A 3,562-nucleotide genomic window follows, 5' to 3' on the forward strand; every position below is an offset into this window, starting at 1 on the left:
CGATCCAACCAAAAGAGGCAGCAAATGCACTTCCTGAGATCATAACGCCGCGAAACGCCGCCACAAGTAAAGTCATTGGGCGTAAGAGTCGGAGTGAACTTGCCCCAAGACCCGCGGTTAGCAAGCCCAGCGAGCGCCCTGCAGCTGCTAAGCCCCGCCAGCTTGCAGCAACACCACGACTGAGTACTCTAAGTTTGATCAAAGAGCCTATCAACTGTAGCAAGCCAAGGCGTGTGCCAGCGAGGGTAAAACGCAAAACCCGTAAAGCAATATTAAAAGCCATAAGGGCAGCAATGGTTTTGATAATGGCGCTTGTTAAAGTGGGATGAGCATTCGCCCACGCCATAAGCCCATTGGTAAAATTACCAACAGTTTCCATGAGACTGTTGAGGGGGGGCAGAAGCACTTCACCAATGGTAATGCCCAAAGCCACAATGCGGTTTTGTAAGAGTTCAAATTGCCGCATGGCGCCGGTTGCTTGTTTGTCGGCTTCTTGTTCTACGGAGCCTTTAAAGACTTGTGGATCTTTCACATAATCTAAAGCTTGCCCTAACAATTCGGGGTTACCCACCAATTTGGCAAAATCACCAGTAAAATCGCGCCCAGCAATGGCAATCAGCGAGCGCATCCCCTGTTCAGATTTCGCTAAAACATCAAAAAAGCGCACCAAGGTACCGGTGGCATCTTTGTCGAGATCTTGCATAAATTTTTCGCGAGAAAGCCCGATATTGGCAAAAGCATCTTCAATATGCTTGCCTCCTGCCTGAATACGGGCACTCATGGCATTAAAGCCACGCGCGGCACTCTCTGGAACAATCCCAGCAGAAATCATCGCCGTGCCAAAAGCTGCTGTTTCCCGCGCGGTGAGCTTAAACATGGTTGCCGCACCGGTAGCACGATTGGTAAAATCAGACACTTCACTGGCCTTTGCCGCCATGTGATTAGAGAGATGATTGATAGCATCGCCTAGATCTTCAATGCCTGCTTGATTAAGCTTAAAGACATTGCGCAACTTGGCAAAACGCTCCCCAATCTGATCCCCCGTCATATCAAAAGCAACAGCTGCTTTAGCGGCATAAATGCTAAAAGCTTCCAGATCTTGTTCGCCAATCCCTGCTTGGCTAGCACTGGTCATCAGTTCTAAAACTTCACGTGCCGCTAGCGGAATCTTAGTGGAAGTTTCAAGCGCAAAATGGCGCAATTCCTTTAAGCGATGAAGAGGCGCATCGAGAACCTTTTCCAAGCCTTTCATCGATTGGTCAAATTGCATGGCTTTATAGAGCGGTGCAATTAAGGTTGCGGTTTGCGCAATGGCACCCACCATACGCCCGCGTGCATGATTGAAAGCATTTTCCGCATTGGCTGTAGCTTGGCTTAAATGTTCAGGGTCAAACCACCCTTTAAAATGCTGCCTTGTCTTGTTTTGGAAATGCGCAATATCGCTACTAAAGGCTGCAAGATCCCGCTTGGCAGAAGCTATCCCCTCTTGCAGATGATTGACAAAACGCACAACAAGGGAAACATCCATGATCGTCTCTTATCCTAACTGATGACTTTCATATTCTTGGGCTTTAAAGCGTGCGAGTTCTTCTCGATAAGCAATCACATCCAGCCAATCCATCTGGTTAATTTCTGAAGGCGCCCAGTGATAATAAAGGGCTAGCTCTGCCCCAAATTGTCTGGCAGAGAGGATTGGAGTTGCGGAAAAAAAGCAAAAAAAGCCTTGAAAACAGCCATAATGTCAACAACATCAAGACGATTAATCAATTCAACCGTTTCATGAGACATATCGGCTAAAAGCACGGCTATTCCTTCCATAGCCTCATGGGTAAATAAAGCCTCACAAAGCTTAAGAACAAGAACATCATTGCCCAATGTTGTTTTATCCTCTTCTACAGCGGGCAGAACGAGCTCTACCAACTGCGGTCCAATCAACACCGCTAATTGGCGTGCTTGCTTGAAGTTTGGGCGATAAAAGGTCAGTTTCTTGCAGAGAGATTCTTTGCCTCCTTTATCCTGATAAGGAAGCGGAACCTGCAATTCCACGTCAATGCTGGTTTGTAAACTTGTCATGATCAATTCCTATAAATTGAGAATAGAGCGGCGACGTCCACCAATCTCTTGCCCGTTGCGCACAAGCCAACCGCCCCGTTTAAACGAAAAGCGATGCAAAACAGAACCATCCCAAAATTCTGTATAGTCCCAAATATTTTTGATCTCGCAATCATAACCTGTCGCTTTTCCAGCTGTTAAGCCTTCGCTATCGACTTTGACCAACCGCCCTGTCACATCAATGGAATGTTCATGCTCACGCCCATCTTCTTCAGAGATCACATGTTTTTTGCCTGTGAATTTATGACGAAGACCAGGGGGACCACCAAAAATACCGATGACCTCAGGGGTATGGCTGCGGATTTTCATTTGCATGCTCAAAGCTTTCACACCAAGACCGCTCACATCAATCTGCATATCAGAGCCCCCTGGTTGATAGGTTTCGGTGATTTCTTCTAATGTAGGCAATTTGAGGGTTTCAAGATCAAGATGAAGATTCACATCATCATCAACAATCAGGGTAAAACCGCGAACAATTCTTAAAGTCATATGTCGCTCCTTGCTGCTTTGCGATAACCCTCTAGCGTATCGCCAAAGGCATAAATCATTTTATTTTGGATATCTTCAGCAAGCCGATTAAAGTAAGCTCCATTGCGCCGGCTGCCAAAGCTTAAATCTTCTAGAGGCGGCACTTCTTCTGCATCAAATTCCACCCGCAATTTCCCCAGTTGTAAATTGCTGTTGGAATTTAAATCACGGTCAAACCAAACCCGCCCACCAAGCAGTGCACCGCGTGCAATCATATCATCAAGAAAGCTGGTCAAAGAGCGGGTAATGGCAATAACATGTTGACCGGTCAGGTTTTCATCATTGGCCCAAGGGCGCAAATTATTGATGATGGTTTTTTCCAGTGCCGCACGGGTGCGCACCACATTGACAAAACGCCAAAGCGGATCACTAGAGGTGGTATGGTTGCCCCATAAAATGCGCCCATTGGAAGCTACTTCTCCCTGCCCATTTTGACTAAGGCGCGCGGGAATAAAGGTAGCAATATCGGCTTTATTGAGACGGTTTGCCTCATGATCAATTTCCCCATCAAAATAGCTAATGGGGCGTGCTGTCCCTAAAATGCCATGCACATCTTGGTTGGAAGGAGACCAAAAAACACCGCCCCTTTGCTTGTCCCGCTTGATAAACATGGCTGCTGCAAAAGGACTTGCGGGTTTAACACTAACACCCCCATCACCATTTGCCACCCGTACAAAGGGATCAATCAAATAACAAAAGCGTGAGGAAAAATCTGCACGATAAGCAAGGCTTTCTTGCGTGTTTTTACCTCCCGTATCAAACACAGCAATGGCTTGTAGCTTTTCTGCAACCTGTTCCAAAGCGTCTGCCACAGGGTTTTTGCCATTGTCAATCCGCCCTGCACTATAAGCCGGTGCTAAGAGAATTCCAGGTTCCACACCCAAATGCCCCCGCGCATGAGCCAAGGCATGCACACCGGTCA

General features: G+C 47.1%; 4 protein-coding genes. All 4 read right to left on the reverse strand.

Annotated features, from left to right (window positions below):
• Window positions 1–1,528: phage tail tape measure protein (locus ACFIL2_RS06780; RefSeq protein ID WP_375680229.1), on the reverse strand; the 1,528-nt coding region annotated here is incomplete at its 3' end.
• A gap of 131 nt (window positions 1,529–1,659) precedes the next feature.
• Complete coding sequence (locus ACFIL2_RS06785) at window positions 1,660–2,073, reverse strand: hypothetical protein (RefSeq protein ID WP_375680230.1); 414 nt, start codon at window positions 2,071–2,073, stop codon at window positions 1,660–1,662.
• A 9-nt stretch (window positions 2,074–2,082) separates the two neighbouring features.
• Window positions 2,083–2,601: a phage major tail tube protein gene (locus ACFIL2_RS06790; RefSeq protein ID WP_375680231.1), complete on the reverse strand. Its 519-nt coding sequence runs from the start codon at window positions 2,599–2,601 to the stop codon at window positions 2,083–2,085.
• Window positions 2,598–3,562: phage tail sheath family protein (locus tag ACFIL2_RS06795; protein WP_375680232.1), on the reverse strand; the 965-nt coding region annotated here is incomplete at its 5' end. The genes ACFIL2_RS06795 and ACFIL2_RS06790, both read right to left, overlap by 4 nt.

The sequence above is a fragment of the Bartonella sp. AP30XZML genome (assembly GCF_042195945.1).
Taxonomy (GTDB): Bacteria; Pseudomonadota; Alphaproteobacteria; order Rhizobiales; family Rhizobiaceae; genus Bartonella.

Coding starts and splice junctions, on each gene's coding strand:
- ACFIL2_RS06785 (WP_375680230.1), bottom strand. CDS start 2,073: ATGACAAGTTTACAAACCAGCATTGACGTGGAATTGCAGGTTCCGCTT.
- ACFIL2_RS06790 (WP_375680231.1), bottom strand. CDS start 2,601: ATGACTTTAAGAATTGTTCGCGGTTTTACCCTGATTGTTGATGATGAT.